The organism is Deinococcus detaillensis (genome assembly GCF_007280555.1).
GTDB classification, from domain to species: Bacteria; Deinococcota; Deinococci; order Deinococcales; family Deinococcaceae; genus Deinococcus; species Deinococcus detaillensis.
The window spans coordinates 21,771-40,645 of record NZ_VKDB01000013.1; the positions used below are offsets into that span (position 1 = coordinate 21,771).

The window sequence follows — 18,875 nt, forward strand, 5'->3', positions numbered from 1 at the left end:
AGGGGAAATATTTAGACTGAGTCTAGAAATACTGACTCATTGAGTGACTCTTAACGCGCCACTGGAGCGGTAGCATCGGGCGGTGACTTCGCTGCGCCTACCCAGTTCGCCGCCCCTACCCAGTCTATTGCGTCCCACCGAGCCGCTGCTCAGCAAACCGGCCGGCTACCTCGGGCTGGCGACTTACAGCAGCCTCAGTCAATTCTGGCGTTATCTGGCAGCGGCGTCGCGGGCGGAGCGCGAGGTGAGCTTGGTGCGCGGCGACAGTGAAAAAGCTTGCCGGAGGCGGATTGCCGGACACACCCTAGAAGGCGCGGCGCTGCTGCTCGATCAAGCGCGGCTCTCGGAAGCGCTGGAAGACGGCCTGGACCCACATCCGGCGCTGATCGCCTTGCTCGGCGGCGACAACTTACCCCTGCGCGAGTTGCTCAACACCCATTACACGCTGCGCCTGAATTTCGTGCTGGCGTTTACCCGCAGCCGCGATTTGATCGTGCGCCCAGAGTTTAAGTTTGTGCCGAAGCCGGGCGAGAAAGCTGTATTGCCCACCGATCTGCCACTGGCGACGCGCCGACTGGGCCGCGACGAAATCCGCTTTCTGCTCGACCGGGCCTGCGGTCTGTGAAATTGGGCGGCGTTGTCGGAGTGACACCTTGCTATGTGCAATCAGAAACGCCCGGCCCCTCAGCTTCTGCTTTGGGACTGAGCGTTCAAGGTTGTGGAGAGGGCAGGCTGATTTCAAACCAGAAGAAAGCGGCGCTAACGGCTCAGTTGTCGCCCAGCTTAGGCTTGCCTGCGTCTCCCTTGGGGTCGGTGGTGGCTCCGCTGGGCGTCATCCCGTCTTTGAGGCTGCCGTAGGTCACGGGCTTTTCGGGAATGCTGCCGGGTGCAGGCGCAGCGGCTTGGGTATCGGCAGCGGTCTGGCTGCTCACCTGAACACCCTCATCGCTGGTCTGCTGCCAGTAGGCCTTGTCGTCGCTGGCAGGAACGGTCTTGTCTTTCAAGGCCTCCATCTCGCGGGCTTCTGCAGTGCTGGCTGGCGGCGTGCTGCTGGGTTTGCCTTCGTCCATGCTCGGTTCCTCCTGAACTTCAAATTCGGTGGCGTGCTGTAGGCGATCTGTTGGATAAGAACTGGGTTGATTTCAGCCTACCTCACGCCTGTTCAGGGCGTGCCCGCCGGGCTTGAGGCTTGCTTCACGTCCCGCTTTCTGCAGCAGAGCGCTTCACAGTCGGTGACGCAGCAGCCGCAGCCCCATGAACACCACGAAGACGGTGCCGCCCTCGTGCGCGACCACGCCCAGCGGAAGGGGAATGTGTCCGGCCACTGCCAGTGGCGCAATGATCAAAATGACTCCGAAGGCAAAAGCCAGATTGAGAATCACGGTGCGGCGGGCGTCTTTAGCCAGTTTGACTGCGCCTGCCAGTTTGCCCAGGTCGTTTTTCATCAGCACCACGTCGGCGCTCTCGATGGCTACGTCGGTGCCGCTGGCCACCGCGATACCCAGATCGGCGCGGGCCAGAGCGGGGGCGTCGTTCACGCCGTCGCCAACCATCGCCAGCGGGCCGGTCAACTCGCCCATGATCCGCAGTTTGTCTTCAGGCAACAACTCGGCGCGGTACTCGGTCAGGCCGATATGGTGGGCCACGGCCTGTGCCACTTCCGCTTTGTCGCCGGTCAGCATCACCTGATGCTCCACGCCCGCCGCCCGCAGGCCCGCGATGGCCTCAGTAATGCCGGGGCGCAGGGTGTCGGATACGCCCATCACGGCTATCACGCGGCTTCCCACGCCCACGATCACGGTGCTGCTGCCTTCGGTATTCAGCTCGCGCAGGGCAGCGTCCTGAGCGGGTGTCAAGCTGGCTCCCTCCCGCTCCATCAAGCGGAGGTTCCCGGCCCAGACTTTGTCAACACTGCCCTGCTCAACACCGCCCAGTTCAATACTGTCCAGCTCGGCCTCAATGCCCATGCCGGGGATGGCCTGCGCGTTCCTGACAGCGGCGAACGAGACGTTCTGCGCCCGCGCCGCCGTCACCACGGCCTGTGCAATCGGGTGTTCGCTGTGGCTTTCCAGTCCGGCGGCTAGGGCTAGTGCCCCCGCCTCGTCGTCGGCCACTATGCGGGCCACCGTCATCTTTGCCTGAGTCAGGGTGCCAGTCTTGTCGAAGGCGACGGTGTTGACGCGGGCCAGGGTGTCCATGGCCGCGCTGCTCTTGAACAGCACCCCGCCGCGTGCTGCCGCCGCCATGGCGCTGAGCATCACGGCGGGCGTGCTGATGACCACCGCGCAGGGGCTGGCCACCACCATGAAGGTCATGGCGCGGTACCACGAAGTGTCTACTCCCAAGTTAAAACCGTAGCGCAGCAGCACGAACACCAGCGGCACCAGTACCAACACCGCTGTGGCGTATGGGCTTTCCCAGCGCTCGGTGATGGTCTCGGTGCGGCTTTTGGCCGTCTGGGCCTGCTCCATCAGCGCCACCAGCTTGGCCAGCGTGCTGTCTCCCGCCGGGCGAATCACTTCCGCCTCCACGCTGCCGTTGAGGTTGACCGTGCCGGAAGCGAGTTCTGCGCCCACAGCCTTGTCAATCGGCAAGCTCTCCCCGGTGATGGGTGACTCGTCCACCGCCGTCTGTCCCAGTGTCACGCGGGCGTCGGCGGCAATTCGCTCGCCGGGTTTGATGATCAGCATGTCGCCAATTTGAATGTCTCCCAGTTCGCACCAACGCTCGCGTCCGTCACGGCGCAGGGTGGCTCCCGCCGGGTTCAGGTCCATCAGGGCGCTGATGGCGTGCTTGGTGCGGCCCATCGCCCAGTCCTGGAGAGTGTTGCTGAGGCTAAACAAGAACAGCAAAATCGCGCCGTCCGCCGCCTGCCCGATACTCGCCGCGCCCAGAGCGGCCACCACCATCAGTAAGTCCACGTCCAGCTTTTTTTCCACGAACAAGCTGTGCAGCGCCTCACGCCCGGCGGGAATGCCTCCGGCCAAGTAGGCGACGACGTAGCCGACCCACATGATGACGGGCTGCTTGAGAAGGTACTGCCCCGCCGCGCCCACCAGCAGGCCCACCAAGGTCAGGCCGGTCATCATGACGGCAAAGCGCAGTTCGGGCGAGAGGTTGAAGCGGGGTTGACGTGCCGGCGCGGCAAAACGGTTTGGTGTCGCGGTGTTGGGGGTGGTCATGGAGCCTCCTATCAGAGAATCCCTAATAGAAACGATTCCCAATAAGCCAACTCTACTCGCCTGCCTTCCCAAACTCAACGCTCCATCCTGAGCGGAAAAGTCAGGATAGAGAGCGGGGGAGAGCGGAACACAGGCCCGCTCCATAGTCGAGTCCCACATTTGCTTGTGTTGTCCCTAGAGTAGTTACTGACTTGAATCCCGTGACTGCGCGGGTGACGCCCGGAAAACCGCCGTGTTGACCTATAATGAAGCCATTCGCCCACTGGGCAAGGAGGAACGCAAATGGCACAGAACCTATTCGGCGCACGCGCAGTCTTGAGTGAAGGTGAAGGCGGCAAGGTCTACTACTACAAGTTAGATACCCTCAAACAGCGCGGCTATGACGTAGACAAGCTGCCCTTCTCAGTCAAAGTGCTGCTCGAAAGCGTGCTGCGCGAAGCCAACGACTATGACGTGCGTCAAGAAGACGTGCTGAACGTCGCGGGTTGGAAGCCGGTCAACGCGGAAATTGAAATCCCATTCAAGCCTGCCCGCGTGATTTTGCAGGATTTTACTGGCGTGCCTGCGGTGGTGGACTTGGCCGCTATGCGGACCGCGATGGTCAGCTTGGGCGGCGATCCCAAAAAGATCAACCCGCTGATTCCGGTGGACTTGGTGATTGACCACAGCGTGCAGGTCGACGAGTACGGCACCGACTTGGCCCTGCTTCACAACATGGCGCTGGAATTTGAGCGCAACAACGAGCGCTACGAGTTCCTGCGTTGGGGCCAGCAGGCCTTCGACAACTTCGGCGTGGTGCCGCCCGCTTCGGGCATCGTTCACCAAGTCAACTTGGAATACCTCGCCAAAGGCGTGCAGAGCCGCCCCGAAGACGACGGCATTGTCGTCTACCCGGATTCCCTTGTCGGCACCGATTCGCACACCACCATGATCAACGGTATCGGGATTGTCGGCTGGGGCGTCGGCGGGATCGAGGCCGAAGCGGTGATGCTGGGCCAGCCGATTTACATGCTGATGCCGGAAGTGGTCGGCTTTAAGGTGAGCGGCAAGCCGGTAGAAGGCGTCACCGCCACGGACATTGCTCTGACCGTCACCGAGATGCTGCGTAAAGCTGGAGTGGTCGGCAAGTTCGTGGAGTTCTACGGCGCGGGCCTGAGCAACATGACGCTGCCTGACCGGGCCACGATTGCCAACATGGCTCCCGAATACGGCGCGACCATGGGCTTTTTCCCGGTGGACGAGGAAGCCCTGCGCTACCTGCGCCGCACCGGACGCCTACCCGACGAAGTGGAATTGGTGGAAACTTACTGCAAGGCTCAGGGCCTCTTCCGCACCGACGAAACGCCTGACCCGGTGTTCAGCAGCATGATCGAGCTGGATCTCAGCAGCGTGGTACCCAGCCTGTCCGGCCCCAAGCGCCCGCAAGACCGCGTGGCGCTGACCGACATGCAGCCTGTCTTTGGCGAGGCATTGCTGGCTCCCATCAAGCAGCGGGGCTTTGAGCTGCCCGCCGAGACTTTGGGCGCAAAAGGCACCATCACTGGCACCGGCTACCAGATTGGGCACGGCTCGGTGGTGCTGGCAGCGATTACTTCTTGCACCAACACCTCCAACCCCAGCGTGCTGATCGCGGCGGGCCTTGTTGCCAAAAAAGCTGTGGAGTTGGGACTGGACAGCAAGCCCTGGGTCAAGACCTCGCTGGCTCCGGGCTCGCGTGTGGTGACCGAGTACCTGGAAGCGGCGGGCCTGCAAACCTACCTCGACCAGATCGGCTTCAACACCGTCGGCTACGGCTGCACGACCTGCATCGGCAACTCCGGCCCGCTGCCGGAAGCCACCGTGGACGCCATCAAGGAAGGCAATCTGGTGGCCGCCTCGGTGCTGTCGGGCAACCGCAACTTTGAAGGGCGCATCAACCCTGACATCCGTGCCAACTACCTCGCTTCACCGCCCCTGGTGGTGGCCTACGCGCTGGCCGGAACGGTGGACATCGACCTTGCCACAGGCGTGATCGGCACCAGCAAAGACGGCTATCCGGTCTACCTCAAAGACCTCTGGCCCAGCAACGCCGAGATTCAGCAAGTCATGGACGTGGCCATCAACGCCGAGATGTTCAAGAAGATCTATGACGGCATCGAGCAGAGCAACGCCCAGTGGAACGCCATTCCGGTGTCGGGCGGCGACCTGTACAACTGGAACGAGGACAGCACCTACATCCAGAACCCGCCGTTCTTTGAGAACTTGGCTGACGGCGTGAAGGAAGTCAGCGACATTGCCAGCGCCCGCGTGCTGGTGAAGGTGTCGGACTCGGTGACCACCGACCACATCAGCCCCGCTGGAAGCTTCGGCGCGTCCTCGCCTGCCGGCAAGTACCTGATCGACAACGGCGTGACCCAAAAGGATTTCAACTCCTACGGCTCACGGCGCGGCAACGACCGCATCATGACGCGCGGCACCTTCGCCAACATCCGCCTCAAGAACCAGCTCGCGCCCGGCACCGAGGGCGGCTTTACCACCAACTTCCTGAACGGCGAAGTGACCAGCATTTACGACGCTTCGGTGGCTTACAAAGCTGCGGGCGTGCCGCTGGTGGTGCTGGCGGGCAAGGACTACGGCATGGGCAGCAGCCGCGACTGGGCCGCCAAGGGCACTTTCTTGCTGGGCGTCAAGGCCGTGATTGCCGAGAGCTTTGAGCGCATTCACCGCAGCAACCTCGTTGGCATGGGCGTCTTGCCTCTGATGTACAAAAATGGCGACACCGCCGACTCGCTGGGTATTACGGGTGAGGAAATGTTCCACTTCCACCTGCCCGCGACCCTCAAGCCCCGCGAGGACGTGACCGTGACCGTCACCGATTTGAAGGGCATCAGCCGCGACATCGTGGTGCAGTGCCGGATCGATACGCCCGTTGAAGTGGATTACTACAAAAACGGTGGCATCCTGCAAACCGTGCTGCGGAGCATTTTGAAGAAAGGCGAAACCGCACAAGCGTAAGCATTCAGTCATAATCAATTTTTTACAATATGGGCTAACCGACTTGGTTAGCCCATATTTGGAGATCATATGCATGAATCGCTTTTCACGCTATCTAAAGAACAGAATAAGGAGACCGCCTTTGCTTTTTTTCCACATAAGGATCAAGATTACGACGCGCCCTTTAGGTATCTTGCTAATATGGCTCAGAAGGAGCAGTGGAATCTTCCTTCTATGCCCTACAAGGGCGACTTTCCCATACTGAAAAATTATTTAGATCATACATTTAGGCGTTTGAAAGAGCTCGAATTGGTCAAAATATCACCCGATGAACAGATGGCTTGCTTTAATACTGGCCTACAGACAGAAAAAGAACAGGATATATATGCAGTTTTCAGGATGAATGACAAACTTAATTCAGAAGATTGGATATTCTACAGATTCTGTGATTCTTACTCCGACCTGCTTGATTCATTTAGACCGCTCCCTGAAATAGCGCACTATATTACTAATCTCGCGAGTCTGATATATGACTCTGAGCTTCGAGTTGAGATTAGTCATGAGCATATATACGAAGACAATAAAGATCGCCTTCCAGACACAATCAGAGAAAACCAATTTGTCAGTATAGCTTTAATGAACAGCGCAATACAAAAAGCTCAAAAAATGGTTAAGAGAAATTATAAAATAGCGATTCCGATTTGGTACAGGGGTAAAATAGACCTACTACTTCCCGGCTATCTTTTGAACGGTGAGAAACCAGATATAGCATTTGTTACAGATCGTGTTGGTGATATATACAAGGTACGTACTATATTTACTATGGAAATGGCTTATAACAATGCACGCCTCATAGCTAAACCAGATCGTGATTGGTTGAACCCTTAATTTTCCTGATCAAATGCCCAAGCCTCAGCTTTTGCGGGGGGCTAGAGGTGCGGGGGCGGTGGGGTCAGGCAAAGTAAGGCTCAGCCCTCCTGCTCTCTTTCGACTGGCATAAACTACTGGCATGAAGCACATCCATCTCCCGCTCAGTGAACCGCTGCACGCCCGATTGATGCAAGCGGCACAGGCAAACGGCACCACAGCAACCCAACTTGCCCGCGAAGCCGTTGAGCATTTTCTGGCCGAGCAGCACCAAGCCGCCCTCAATGCCGAGCTGGACGCCTACATTGCCGAATATGCAGGTACAGCTTTTGATCTGGACACCGAACTGGAAGTGGCAGGCGTTGAACTCTTGCTCAGTCAGGAACCATGAAACGCGGCGAAATCTGGCAAGCGGTTCTGGAACCCCGCAGCGGCAGCGAACAACGCGGCAGACGGCCCGTGCTGGTGCTGATGCGCGACAACTTTTTGCGAAACGAACGCTGGCAAAGCATTATGGTGGTGCCTATTTCCAGTTCTCAGACACAGGCAGGGCGAGGCCCAACTAATGTGGCACTGCCCGCTGGCATGGGCGGGCTGGCGCTCAACTCGGTGGCGCTTTGTCACCAACTCACCACCCTTGACCGCAACAAGTTGGAGCAGTGTTTGGGTGAAGTACCGGAAGCGCAGATCAAGCAAGTAGAAGCGGGCGTGTTGCTGGCGCTGGGGATTGAATTTTAGATACGGCGTACCTCACTTCGGCGCACGCATCAGCCCCGTGATATCCGGCCCTCACCGCTTGAAATGTTTGGCGTTGAGGGTCACTCAAACGCCAGCGCTCGCTTTGAGGGCGGCCTGATCAATCAGGGTGTCGTATCTGCTTGGGCCTCAGCTTCGGCAGGCTCCACGAACAAAGGCAAGTCGCACGCCTTCACCGCCCCCGCTGCGACTGCCCGCCTGTGCAGCTCTGTGACTGCCTGCGTGCCTTCGTCGCCCACATCCAAGCTGAAGTCGTTGACATACAAATCGATGTGCGCCTGCATGACTTCGTCGGCCATTTCCAGGGCGTGCTGGCGGATGTAGGCTTTGGGTTCCTGCGGATGCTGGTAAGCGTATTCGAGGCTGGCTTTGACCGCTTGATTCAGCGCCCACTGGGTTTCAGGCAGCAAGTCGCGCCGCACCAAAATTGCGCCGAGTGGCAGCGGCAAGCCGGTTTCATTTTCCCACCACGCGCCCAAGTCCAACAACTTGGTCAGGCCGTGCTGATGATAGGTAAAGCGCGATTCGTGAATGATCAGGCCCGCGTCCACCGCTTGCCCGTTCAGCTCACCCCGTTCTACAGCGGGCATCACCTCGTCGTAGCGCACCCGCACCACCTTGACCTCGGGGTAAACGATTTTGAGCAGCAACTCGGCGGTGGTCAGCGCTCCGGGCGACAGCACCGTTTTGCCGTTGAGGTCGCCCAACTCCTCCCGCGCCACCACCAGCGGCCCCACGCCGCGTCCCAGCGCTCCGCCGCTGCGGAGAGCCACGTAATCGTGCATCACTTCAAAGTAAGCGCGATAGCTGATTTTGGTGATCGGCAAGCGGCTCGCCACCGCCCAGTCATTGAGCGTCTGCACGTCCTCCAGCACTTCGCGCACGGGCGCAGGCGTCGGCACTTTTCCGTGCGAGAGAGCATAAAAGATAAAAGTGTCGTTGGGGCAAAACGAGTAGCCGAGGTCGAGCGCGGCGGGGTCGGTGGAAGCAGAAGTCATGGCTTTAAAGTACGCCGAGTGGGGGAGGGCAAATGGGATGGAGAGGAGCAGTCGTGAGTGAGCGTCCAAGCACCAAACCCGCTCTAAACTCGCAAGTCACTCGGCGTCTTCGGTTCTCTCAGCAGCTCTCTGAACGTCACCGCGCCGCGTTCCACCGCTTGGCGCACCAGCCCACTACCCACGCTGTAAGTAAAGATGTAGGCCCGAAAAGTCGGCTGGGCAATAAAATCAAAGCTCTTTTGCGCCCGCTCCTCGGTTGCGCCGTAGTGCTGAAAAAAGTCCAAAACCTCGCGCTGGCTCGCTCCGTCTTGATGCAGCATCATCGCCGCGTGACCGGAAACACTGCTGAATTTTTCCTTGAGCCGCGCCAGATGGAGAGCCGCCTGCACCGCTTCCGGCTCAAGCCCAGCCACACTGGCCAGTTCTCCCGTCAGCCACTCGCCGACTTCTTGCTCACTCATCACGGCGGTGAGGGCGTTCATGGCGATTCCCTCGCTGACGACGCATTCCGGCGCGTTGATCAGTTGAATGCTGTGTTCGAACCAACCGCGCCCGCGCACCAGTTCGGCTTCCTTGGTGGCGTGTTCGGTGTGGTGGCCCGGATAGCCTTCGTGGGCCATCAAATCCGGCAAGCTGGTCAGCGCTACCGCCAAGTCAGTATTGATGTCAATTCGGCTTTGCAAGTTGCCGAGCGGCCAGTTGTATCCGCCCCAGGGCTGGTTGTTGACCAGGCCAATGCTGAAGTTTTCACCGTCCGGCAAGCCGAGTTGCTGCTGGGTGCGCCGCCGCAACTCCGTCACAATCGGCTCGGCCACCCGCAGCAGGTTCTCAGGTTCAACCGTCACCCGCGCCCGCACTGCTTCTTCGCGCTCACTGAGGCGGCCCGTACCCGGCAAGGCGGCGTCGAGTTCCCTCAAAGCGGCGTCCAACTCGCTCAGATCGGCCCGTACGGGGTCAATACCGTATAAGCCGCGCACTTCTTTTTCGTAAGGCAACTTCTCGCCGCCCAAGATCCGGGCAAGGGTGTGCATGGCCCGCGTCTGGGCTTCTAAAAAAGTGCGGCGCGTGGCGTCGGGCTCGTTCTGAACGTCGTCTTGCAGCGCTTCCAACTCGGCTTTCACTTCGGCAACCGGACGCAGCGTGCGGTCTGCCAACTCGGCGGGGCCGCCGTACCCGTCAATAAAACTGGGCGAGTGGGCGTCCAGATGATGGGCCAGTCGAATGTAGCGGCGGGCGAGGTCGTCAGGTTGTAGAGAAGTCATAAGCAAAAGATAGCCTTCCTTTAACTCCTTTTGAGCAGCGCAGGCTCCTTTACCATTCATGGATGACGCTGTTTGATCCGCCCGCTCCCCTCGCTGAGCGTCTGCGCCCACGCACCCTCGCGGAAGTCGTCGGCCAGCGCCATTTGCTCGGCCCAGGCAAACCGCTGACCCGCACCCTGGCTTCCAAGCGGCTGGGTTCCTTCATTCTCTGGGGGCCACCCGGCGTCGGCAAAACCACTTTGGCCCGTCTCATGGCCGCAGAAGTGGACGCGCATTTCATAGCTCTTTCCGCTGTCTCGGCAGGCGTCAAGGATGTGCGCGAGGCCACCGTGGAGGCCGAGCGGCTGCGTGGGCGCGGCCAAAAGACCATTCTTTTCCTCGACGAAATTCACCGCTTTAACAAGGCCCAGCAAGACGCCCTGCTGCCGCACGTCGAATCCGGTCTGCTGACCCTCATTGGCGCGACCACCGAAAACCCCAGCTTTGAAGTCAATCCGGCTCTGCGCTCGCGCGCCAGAACGCTGGTGCTGGAAGCGCTGACGCCTGAAGACGTGCGCGGCCTGCTGGAACGGGCGCTCAGCGATGCGCGTGGCCTGCCCAACGTCACCGCCGAGCCCGAAGCGCTGGACTTGCTGGCCCGCCTCGCTGACGGCGACGCTCGCCGGGCGCTCAGCACTTTGGAAGTGGCTTCCACGCTGGCCGAACCGATCACGCCGGAGGCCGTCACTGAGGCGTTTGGCCGCCACTTGCCGCAGATGGACAAGGGCGGCGAAGATTTCTACAACTTGATTTCAGCGCTGCACAAATCGGTGCGGGCCAGCCACGTAGACGCCTCGCTTTACTGGCTGGCCCGCATGATCGAAGGCGGCGCTGACTCCCTGTACGTGGCCCGCAGGATTGTGCGGATGGCTGCCGAAGATATCGGCCTCGCTGATCCACAAGCCCTGCGCTTGGCCGTCGCTGCCCGCGACACTGCCGAGTTTCTGGGCAGCCCCGAGGGTGATTTGGCACTGGCGCAGGCGGTGGTGTATTTGGCGCTGGCTCCCAAAAGCAATAGCGTCTATACGGCTTGGAAAGCCGCTCTGAGCGCCGTTCGGGAAGGCGAGAGCTTGGCCGTTCCGCTGCACCTTCGTAACGCCCCCACCGCTCTGATGCGCTCACAAGGCTACGGGCAAAGCTATGCTTACTACTTTGACGATCCGTCGGGCAGCTTTGCTCAGAACTATTTGCCACACGGCGTAGAGCTGAACTTGTATAGCCCCAATGGTGAAGGTTGGGAAAACAGAATGGCCGAGCGCTGGCGCAAGCTGCGGGAAGCACATGGAGAAGCCCTAGACAGAACATGAGATTAGCTTGGACTATTCTTTATCTGCTTATGATACGCGGGCCAGGTGACTCTCAGATGGATTGGCGCGGCTACGGCTCTCTAGAGCTGGGACATGTTTTTACCGAAGGCGACGCCCTTTCTTATCCGCCAAACGTCTATTTCTGCTCGTATCTCATGAGCTGCGTAGGCCTCAATTCCGTGCTACGGCGAGTTTTTTTGTGTTGACACTGCCTATCCTCCTGCCTATACTCTCCTAAGGATTCACATTCTTGCCGGAGATGTGGAGTGAGTGAGTACACCGGGATATGGAAAGAAGTAGGAAACTCGGCAACTGCTTCCAACCTCTCCTCACGTACAAACGCACTCGGCACGAACAGAGCAACAATGAGAAGCCGCCCTTTCCACTGGAGGAAAGCATGAAGAAAAAGTTTGGCCTTTTGGCCCTCACCGGTATCATTGCTCTGGCATCTTGCTCACAAGGCAGCACGCCTACGGTCAGCTCATACGATCTCACAGTCAAACTGACTGGCGATTTGTCGTCAGGTAGCTTTACCGCTTCAGGTACAGAGACCACCACCATCAACGTTGCTGGCGGTACAGGTTCTGCGAACCTTAAGAAGGGCACCTACACTGTCACTGCACCTACTGTGACTGGTTATACCTTCGCCCCGACCAGCCAGTCGGTTGACCTGACCACCAGCGTCAAGACTGTGACATTTACCAGCACCAAGAACGCTGGTCCTATCGTCGTGCCGGTGACCAGTGCGGTTCTGACCATTGACTTGGAAGGTGTGACTAAAGCCCCCGTGACCATCAAGGATTCCAAGGGCGCTGTGGTGGCAGGTTACAACAACGTTGTCGTTACCGATAACGAGAAAATCACTCTCCCCAAAGATGCTTACACCATCATTGCGGGCGATGTGGCTAACTTTACCGCTCCTACTGGTAGCGTGGCGGCCAACCTGACCAGCGGTGACGCCACTGCGAAGCTGACCTACACGGCAGTAGGCACGCCTGCGGCCCTGGGAAGCATCAAGATCAGCAGCCCCGCCAACGGCGCGACTGTGCCGTTCGGCTCAACTCAGGTGACCTTTGCCGTCACCGGCACTCTGACCGGAGTTGTCTGCACCGTAAACGGTGTGAACGTGAACGCTAACGTCGCAGCGAGCGGCGGTCTCTGCAGCATCACCCTTCCTGACGTTGCCGGCCCTGCCATCATCACGGTGTCGGGCAAAGACGCCAACAACGCTGCGGTGAGCGACAGCGTCGTGGTCAACGTTACTCCCTCCAACACCAACCCGACCACTGGCGCGATCCAGTTCGACCCGGCCCAGCAGATCATCCTGGGTGCGGACGGTACGGTTGACGACAGCAAGAACGACGCCACCGACATCACGGCCCGCGTCTTCACCAACAACGGCTGGCGCGATATTGGCCAGGGTCTCTCGACGGGCGCCAACCCCAGCTCTGACGTCTACACTTACGTCAAGGGCACTGTAAATGTCAACTACGCTGCCTCAGCTGGCACCACCAAGGTGGAAGTCCTCTTGGCCCGCACCACCGGAACCGACGTGCCCACCAACGACGACATTCAGGCCGCTGATGTCCTCAATGTTGATGTCAACCCTGCCGGTACGGCTAGGACTGTGACCACCTCTTTTGACAGCACCAAGCTCGGCGAATTCCAGGCCGTGCCGGAGTGGTTGGTCGTTCGCGTCAACAGCACCCAGGTGTTCTTCCGCCGCGTTGTGGCCGATAACACTGCGCCTCAGCCTGCCCGCCCCGATTTCGAGGGTGCCAAGCAAGCCGGTTCGAATGTCATCCGCAACTTCCGTGGCATTCAGAACAACAACTTTGCTCGCGGCAAGATCGACGTCTTCACCACCAACCGCGACCTTCAGGATCAGCCGTTTGGTCGCGCACCGGTCACCAGCACCGTTGCCCAGTTGCGTCCTTCGGGCTTCGAGAGCATTCGCTACTTCTTGGTGCCTTCGGCACTGGTTGATGTGACTCCCGGCCTGCGTGACAGCGACGGCGTGCGTCTGGCTAAAACGATTCGTTTTGCCTTCAAAGCCGGCAACCTCGGCGTCATCGCCAGTGCGCCCCAGCTCGCTATCGGCGAGGCAAAAGACTTCCGCACGATCTTCAACAGCACCAAGTCCACGACTTGCACGGCGGGTGCACCAACCACCACTCCCTCGATCGCTGGCAGCATCACTGCAGATCCAGCCACAACCATCGCTGCTGAAGGTAAATACCGCCTTTACGCGTTGACCCGTGACCAGATTGGCAACGAAGCGGCCAGCCCCGAGTACCAAGTTGTCACCTTCGACAATGTTGGTCCCAACGTGAGCAACATTGCCGTACGTGACGTTTCCCCCTTGCCCTTCCCCTCGACCAATCCCTACAAGTACATCAGTGACGTTGCTGCTATCGGTGGCAAGGATTTGGGTCCTGACGCTGGTAAGATCACGGATGTAGGCATCGGCTTTGACCTCGGTATGCCGTTCCACGTGGATATCGGCAGCCTGAAGATTGCTGTTGGTACCAATGGTGCTCAGACTGTGAACGGCTTGCTCAACAGCATCACCATCCCGCCGACCAGCTTCGACACTAACCCGATTGGTGATGGCGCTCATACGGTCAATTACAACTCGTTCACCGACGCGCTGGGTAACCTGCCTCTCAACTGCGCTCCGGCCAGTGTCATTATCGACAACACCGACCCTACGGTCACCTTCAACCGCTTCACTGCGACTGGTGTCGTCGAGAGCGGCTCGCCCCAGAGCATTGAAACCCTGGCGAGCGATGCAACCTCGGGTGTCTATGCCAACCTCCTCTTCTGGAATGACTACACCACCAAGAGCAACATTGGGCGCGAGCAAGCAAATCGCAGCCGCGACAATGGCTTCGTTGGCGCTCCGGTTGAGATCCAGCGCGTATACAAGGGCCTTGAACTGACAGCTGGCGACGGCAGTCAGCAGGGTGTGGGCAACAATGCCACTTGGAACGCGCTGTACCCCGCCGTAAGCGATCAGGGTATCCAGCCCATGAACATCAACGTTGTGGTGGTTGACCGTGCCGGTAACGCTACGGTACTGACGCGCGGCGTGCAGGTTATTCCCCGGAGCACCAACACCAACACCGGTGGCTTCGGCGGTGGCGTGGGCCTGCCCATTCCCTTCAACATCCCTTCTCTGGGTCTGTCGGACGGCTACCGCTTTGACCGCGCCGCCAACCTGGGCCTCAACTCTGGCCGCTTCATCACGCCAGTCAATACCAACAACACCACCCTTGCTGACGCGGGTAAGCCTCTGATCTTCCCTCTCCCCGGCCAGACCTTGCCGAGCGAAGACGCAGTGTTGTCGTTGGCGGTCAACGGCACGGCCACCAATAACGGCTTTATCGTCACGACCAGTGGTGGTACGAGCACCGGTTATGACAAGCTCAACAGCGTTACTGGGTTCGGCGGTTATGACCGTACCGACTGGGGCAAGGTACTGACCTACCTGAACTCCAAGCCCTCTACCGCGACGATCAATACCTTCCAGCTCGGTGATCCCAGCTTGGTGCGCCAGAACGGTAGTCAGGCTATCGTGTTCGACAGCAATCTGTTCCAGATTCGCGCTGACTCGCGTAACCTGAACGACGGTTTCTTCGCCAACGATAACTCCGCCTCGACCACCCCAGTCACGGTTTTGAATCCTAACAGTATCCCCACTGCGGCCCCTTGGCTCAAGCTGGGTGACCTGAGCACCGCTAATCAGTTCTACAAGGTCAACAGCGATCTGCTGAATAACTTGTTCTGGACGCGCGGTTACGATAGCAGCACCTACAGCTACCTCAACGTTGATGGGATCAATGATCCTACTGATGCGAACCAGGTTCCCCTCAAAGCCGTATATGACGAGATCACCGGTATCGTCACTGATACCGCTGGTGCTTACAACTTCTACGGCGAGAAGACGGGCCGCTAAACCCACTTCAGCTCCGCTCTTTTTCAAAGCCCCCTTCATTGGGGGTTTTTTTGTGCCTTCAGTATGGTCTCGGCGAGCTGAGAGTCTTTGAGTGAGCGTCCGCTATCATGGCACTCATGAATCAACGTCAATTCTTTGGCACCGACGGAGTACGTGCCGTAGCCGGTGAATTTCCCTTAACGCCCTTATGGGTCATGGAGCTTGGCGCGGCGGCAGGCGAGGTGCTGCGTGCCCGCAACCCGCGTGCCAGCGTAGTTATCGGCAAAGACACTCGCCAGAGCGGTGACATGTTGGAAGCCGCCCTTGCCGCTGGACTGACCAGCCGAGGCGTCAATGTGACCCACCTCGGCGTGCTTCCCACTCCGGGCGTGAGCTACCTGACCCGCGAGCTGCAAGCCGACGCGGGCGTGGTCATCAGCGCCTCGCACAACCCGTACCAGGACAACGGCATCAAATTTTTTGGAGCCACCGGGGAAAAGCTCAGCGACGCTCTGGAAGCCCAGATGGAAGCTCAGATGAGCCAGCTTGAAGGCTTATCGCCCGTGACTGGCGTGGAGATGGGCAGTGTCACCAACTACACCGAGGCCGAACGGCTGTATGCCAGCTTTTTGCGCTCGCAAGCGCCGGATTTATCGGGCCTGCGAATCGCCATGGACTGTGCCAACGGCGCAGCGTACCGGATTGCCCCGCGCATTTTTCAAGCGGCGGGCGCGGACGTGTTTGCGGTGTATACCAACCCCGACGGGCGCAACATCAACCACAACTGCGGCAGCACCCACCTGGCCCACCTCAAGCAGTTGGTTCAGAGTGGGGCTTACGATCTGGGCGTGGCCTTTGACGGGGACGCTGACCGTTGTTTGTTCGTGGATTCACGCGGAAATGAGGTTCACGGTGACCACATGCTGCTGCTGGCGGCGCGTGCCAGAGGGGAGCGCAGCGTCGTGACCACCATCATGAGCAATATGGCGCTGGAAGTGATGTTGCAAGAAAGCGGCGTGGCCCTCGAGCGCACCGCCGTGGGCGACCGCTACGTGCATGAGCGGATGCAGGCCAAAGGGCTGCACCTCGGCGGCGAGCAAAGCGGCCATATTCTGTTCCTCGATGTTTCGCCCACCGGAGACGGAGTGCTGAGTGCGCTGCTGACCCTCAAGGCCATGCGGCAGCTCGGCACCACCTTAGACGCCCTTCACGACGAGCTGGTGATGTTTCCTCAGACGCTGCTGAATGTGCGCGTCAAGGACAAGCAGGCCATCAGCCGTGATCCACAGGTGCAAGCCGCTGTGCGGGCCGCTGAAGTGCAGCTTTCGGGCCGGGGCCGAGTCAACTTGCGGCCCAGCGGCACTGAAAGCCTGGTGCGGGTGATGGTGGAAGGCCAAGACGCCGAGGAGATTCATGAATTGGCCCGCCACCTAGTCAGCGTGATCGAGGGGATCGGGGATTGAGCTGAGTCTGCAATCCTCTATTTCGTGTCCGTTTTGAGGTACTCAAACTTCGCCCCCAGCTCCTCCAAGTGCTTGAAGAACTGCGGATAGCTTTTGCGGATGTGGTGCGCTCCGGTAATTCGCAGGGGCTTCTCGGCGCGGAGGCCCAGCAAGGTCAGCAGCATAATCATCCGGTGGTCGCCGTGCCCGTTGACGGTGATGCCGCCCGCCAGCGACGCTGCGCCGCTGATGCTGAGGCTGTTTTCGGTTTCGCTGACACTCAGGCCCAGTTTTTCCAGCTCGCGGCGGGTGTCCGAGATACGGTCGCATTCTTTGAGGCGCAGGGTAAAGACATTTTCCCAAGTGGTGGTGCCGCCCGCAAAAGCGGCAGCGGCGCTCAGAGCCTGTACTGCGTCAGTGAAGCCGTCTCCGTCGCGGGTTACGGCACTCAGGGGTTGTCCGCCGCGCACCGTCAGGGTGTCGCCTGAACGCTCGATATCCGCGCCCATTTCGCGCAGCACGGCCACCGCCTCTTTCTCGCCTTGCAAGTCTTGCTCGCGCAAATTGCTCAGCCGCACTTCGCCAGGCAAAATCGCCGCCGCCACTAAAATCGCTGCCGATCCCGGATAATCGCCTGGCACCATGACCCGCTCGGCGCGGTAAGGCTGGTTGCCCGCGATGCGGATGCGGCTGAGGTCGGGGCTGGCCGACGCCTGAATGCCGTAGGCCGCCAAAGTATCTAGGGTCTGGCGCAGCGGGGCGCGGCTCTTGATGTCGCCGGTCAGTTTCAAGTCTAGGCCGCTGGGCAGCAGGGGAGCCAGAAACATCAGCGCTGAAGCGTACTGGCTGCTGCGCTCGGCACTGACCTCTACCATCCCGCCGCGCACCGGGCCGCTGATGGTGATAGGCAGTTTGCCCGCGTCGCTGCTGACCCCCGCGCCCAAACGGGCCAGGGCTTCGAGCAAATCGCCCTGGGGCCGCTTGCCCAGCGAGTCGGGGTAATCGGTGACAAAGGTGGTGTGGCTGGTCAGCGCTGCCGCGCCCATCAGGAAACGGGCCACTGCGCCCGCGTTGCCGGGGTTGAGGGTCACGCCCGCTTTGGGATGTGCGCCGAAACCGCGAATCACGGCGTCGTCGCCGACGAGTTCTATGCCCGCGCCCCAGTCAGCGAGGCAGCGCAACATGGCGGCAGCGTCCTCACTGGTGGCCACGCCGATGACGCGTACCGGGCCGTTGGTGGTGCTGTCGGTCAGGGCGGCGGCCAACAGGTAGCGGGTGGTGTAATTTTTGCTGGGTTGGGCGCTGAGGGTGCCGCGCAGTTCGGAGGCCGGATGCACCAGCACGTCGAAGGTGTCGGGCATTCCGTCAGCGTGGGCGTGGGGCAGGGGGGCAGTCATGGCTTCAGGGTAGCGTTTGAGCGGCGCAGGGCTGGGCGGCTTGAGCAGACGTTCAAGTGGGCTTTTGCCGCTCCTCTTTGCTGAACATGGCCGCATTGAAGGCCGCCGACTGGCCCCGCGCCACCGATAGGGTTTGCCAGCCCGCGCCGCACAGGGTTTTGGTCAGGAAGATCAGTTGGTAGACGTGGCCGCTGTAATGCGCGACTTGCCGCTGACAGGCTTCCAAGACCGTGTGGGCCTCGCCGCGAATGGTGAGCGGGCGCATCAAGTCGGTGGGGGAGAGGTGGTCGACGGCGTCCAAAAAAGCGGCCCAGCCTGCGTTCCAAAGCGTCCAAAGTTCGGGAGCGCTCAGCGTCCTCTCTTCGAATTCGGCGTCGCGGTTGCGCCCAGCGCTTTCACCGTCTTGCCCTTCGCGGTAGCCGCTGCGGAGCGCTGCCCAGCGCGAGTGCATATTGCCGCTGAGATGCTGCACCAACACGGCGGCAGAATTGCCTTCTTCGACCAAAGCTATGTGCCAGTCATTGTCGCCGAGCTGCCGTAGGGCTCCTTCGCCCAGCGTTTTGAGGCCGCGCATTCGGATACGCAGATCAGTCAGATAGAGTTCGGCGAGTGGCAAGTCGGCGTCGGATTGGCTCACCTGTTCAGTGTAGCGGCCCGTAGTGGCCAGCAGGCAGGTTGCTTTATTCTGCTCCCAACAGAACCTCCCAAGCCCCAG

The 18,875-nt window shown here is 60.0% G+C and carries 14 protein-coding genes; 8 read left to right on the forward strand and 6 right to left on the reverse strand.

The genetic code is table 11. The features are described from left to right. Nucleotides 1-82 precede the first annotated feature (82 nt). Nucleotides 83-625 (forward strand): hypothetical protein, encoded by a 543-nt coding sequence (locus tag FNU79_RS11905; RefSeq protein WP_225430039.1) that lies wholly within the window; start codon nucleotides 83-85, stop codon nucleotides 623-625. A 142-nt stretch (nucleotides 626-767) separates the two neighbouring features. Here the strand turns inward: FNU79_RS11905 and FNU79_RS11910 are convergent, their stop codons facing one another. Together FNU79_RS11910 and FNU79_RS11920 are read right to left on the reverse strand one after the other, a co-directional pair. Beyond that, nucleotides 768-1,070 (reverse strand): hypothetical protein, encoded by a 303-nt coding sequence (locus tag FNU79_RS11910; protein WP_143721057.1) that lies wholly within the window; start codon nucleotides 1,068-1,070, stop codon nucleotides 768-770. A gap of 153 nt (nucleotides 1,071-1,223) precedes the next feature. Then, entirely contained in the window at nucleotides 1,224-3,182 is a 1,959-nt protein-coding gene (locus tag FNU79_RS11920) for a heavy metal translocating P-type ATPase (RefSeq protein WP_185974696.1), read from the reverse strand. 282 nt (nucleotides 3,183-3,464) lie between these two features. Here FNU79_RS11920 and acnA point away from each other — a divergent pair, with 282 nt between their 5' ends. From acnA to FNU79_RS11940, 4 genes are all read left to right on the forward strand, one after another. Beyond that, on the forward strand, nucleotides 3,465-6,176 hold the full coding sequence (gene acnA / locus FNU79_RS11925) for an aconitate hydratase AcnA (protein ID WP_143721058.1): 2,712 nt from the start codon (nucleotides 3,465-3,467) through the stop codon (nucleotides 6,174-6,176). Between the two features lie 69 nt (nucleotides 6,177-6,245). Then, a complete protein-coding gene (locus FNU79_RS11930) occupies nucleotides 6,246-7,043 on the forward strand; it encodes a DUF3825 domain-containing protein (RefSeq protein WP_143721059.1) in 798 nt (265 codons plus the stop codon). A 121-nt stretch (nucleotides 7,044-7,164) separates the two neighbouring features. Further along, complete coding sequence (locus FNU79_RS11935; RefSeq protein WP_143721060.1) at nucleotides 7,165-7,413, forward strand: hypothetical protein; 249 nt, start codon at nucleotides 7,165-7,167, stop codon at nucleotides 7,411-7,413. Beyond that, on the forward strand, nucleotides 7,410-7,760 hold the full coding sequence (locus tag FNU79_RS11940) for a type II toxin-antitoxin system PemK/MazF family toxin (RefSeq protein WP_143721061.1): 351 nt from the start codon (nucleotides 7,410-7,412) through the stop codon (nucleotides 7,758-7,760). The genes FNU79_RS11935 and FNU79_RS11940 overlap by 4 nt, the downstream gene beginning before the upstream one ends. 122 nt (nucleotides 7,761-7,882) lie before the next feature. On the opposite strand, the gene FNU79_RS11945 is transcribed toward FNU79_RS11940, so the two are convergent. Then, nucleotides 7,883-8,776 carry a 1,4-dihydroxy-6-naphthoate synthase gene (locus tag FNU79_RS11945; protein WP_143721062.1) on the reverse strand — a complete coding sequence of 298 codons (894 nt, stop codon included), beginning with the start codon at nucleotides 8,774-8,776 and terminating at the stop codon, nucleotides 7,883-7,885. Nucleotides 8,777-8,859: 83 nt separating this feature from the next. After that, on the reverse strand, nucleotides 8,860-10,038 hold the full coding sequence (locus FNU79_RS11950; protein ID WP_143721063.1) for a DUF885 domain-containing protein: 1,179 nt from the start codon (nucleotides 10,036-10,038) through the stop codon (nucleotides 8,860-8,862). 62 nt (nucleotides 10,039-10,100) lie between these two features. Between FNU79_RS11950 and FNU79_RS11955 the strand changes: the two genes are divergently transcribed. The 3 genes from FNU79_RS11955 (at nucleotide 10,101) to glmM (ending at nucleotide 16,784) form a co-directional block, all read left to right on the forward strand. Further along, a complete protein-coding gene (locus tag FNU79_RS11955) occupies nucleotides 10,101-11,384 on the forward strand; it encodes a replication-associated recombination protein A (protein ID WP_143721064.1) in 1,284 nt (427 codons plus the stop codon). A 397-nt stretch (nucleotides 11,385-11,781) separates the two neighbouring features. Beyond that, a complete protein-coding gene (locus FNU79_RS11960) occupies nucleotides 11,782-15,342 on the forward strand; it encodes a hypothetical protein (RefSeq protein WP_143721065.1) in 3,561 nt (1,186 codons plus the stop codon). A 116-nt stretch (nucleotides 15,343-15,458) separates the two neighbouring features. Further along, complete coding sequence (gene glmM / locus FNU79_RS11965; protein ID WP_143721066.1) at nucleotides 15,459-16,784, forward strand: phosphoglucosamine mutase; 1,326 nt, start codon at nucleotides 15,459-15,461, stop codon at nucleotides 16,782-16,784. 17 nt (nucleotides 16,785-16,801) lie between these two features. Here glmM and aroA read toward each other — a convergent pair whose 3' ends face one another. Beyond that, on the reverse strand, nucleotides 16,802-18,160 hold the full coding sequence (gene aroA, locus FNU79_RS11970) for a 3-phosphoshikimate 1-carboxyvinyltransferase (RefSeq protein ID WP_143721067.1): 1,359 nt from the start codon (nucleotides 18,158-18,160) through the stop codon (nucleotides 16,802-16,804). Nucleotides 18,161-18,212: 52 nt separating this feature from the next. Beyond that, the gene (locus tag FNU79_RS11975) at nucleotides 18,213-18,797 is read right to left on the reverse strand and encodes a DUF1572 family protein (protein WP_225430040.1); all 585 of its coding nucleotides are present in this window, start codon (nucleotides 18,795-18,797) and stop codon (nucleotides 18,213-18,215) included. Between the last annotated feature and the right edge of the window lie 78 nt (nucleotides 18,798-18,875).